The sequence below is a fragment of the Kocuria sp. CPCC 205263 genome (assembly GCF_040981075.1).
GTDB classification, from domain to species: Bacteria; Actinomycetota; Actinomycetes; order Actinomycetales; family Micrococcaceae; genus Kocuria; species Kocuria rosea.
Genome location: NZ_JAVKPV010000057.1, coordinates 1 through 617 on the forward strand (window position 1 = coordinate 1; position 617 = coordinate 617).

At 79.4% G+C, this 617-nt stretch carries 1 protein-coding gene; it reads right to left on the bottom strand.

From position 1 onward, the window contains the following. Nucleotides 1-617 (bottom strand): phytoene desaturase family protein (locus RF647_RS19100; protein WP_368813110.1); only part of this gene is annotated, 617 nt, incomplete at both ends.

Genomic DNA, 617 nt, shown 5'->3' on the forward strand with positions numbered 1-617 from the left:
TCCCGCGCCGGGCCAGGGCCCGCAGGGCGGAGCGGGCCGCGTGGCAGCCGGCCATGCCGTGCACCCCGCCGCCGGGCGGGGTGGAGGACGAGCACAGGAAGACGCCGGGCACCCCGGTGGCGTAGGGGTCGGCCTGCACGACGGGCCGGAACAGCTGCTGCAGCCCGTCCAGGGAGCCGCCGCCGATGTCCCCGCCCACGAGGTTGCCGTTCCACGCCTGCAGGCCCGACGGCGGGGTGTCGACCCGGGCCAGGACCCGGTCGCGGACCCCCGGCGCGAAGCGCTCGAGCTGGGTGAGCACCCGCTCCCCGGCCGCCGGGTCGTCGCAGCCGTGCGGGACGTGGGCGTAGGCCCACAGCACCTGCCGCCCGGCCGGGGCCCGCGACGGGTCGGCGGCCCCCTGCTGCGCCACGAGCACGAACGGGCGCTCCGGCAGCCGCCCCGCCCGGGCCTGCGACTCCGCAGCATCGATCTCCGCGAGCGTCCCGCCCACGTGCACGGTCCCCGCCTGCCCCACGCGCGGGTCGCGCCACGGAACGGGCCCGTCCAGCAGCAGGTCCACCTTGTAGGACGCCGTCCCGTAGCGCCAGCGGGCCAGGGCCCGCCGGTACCGGGGC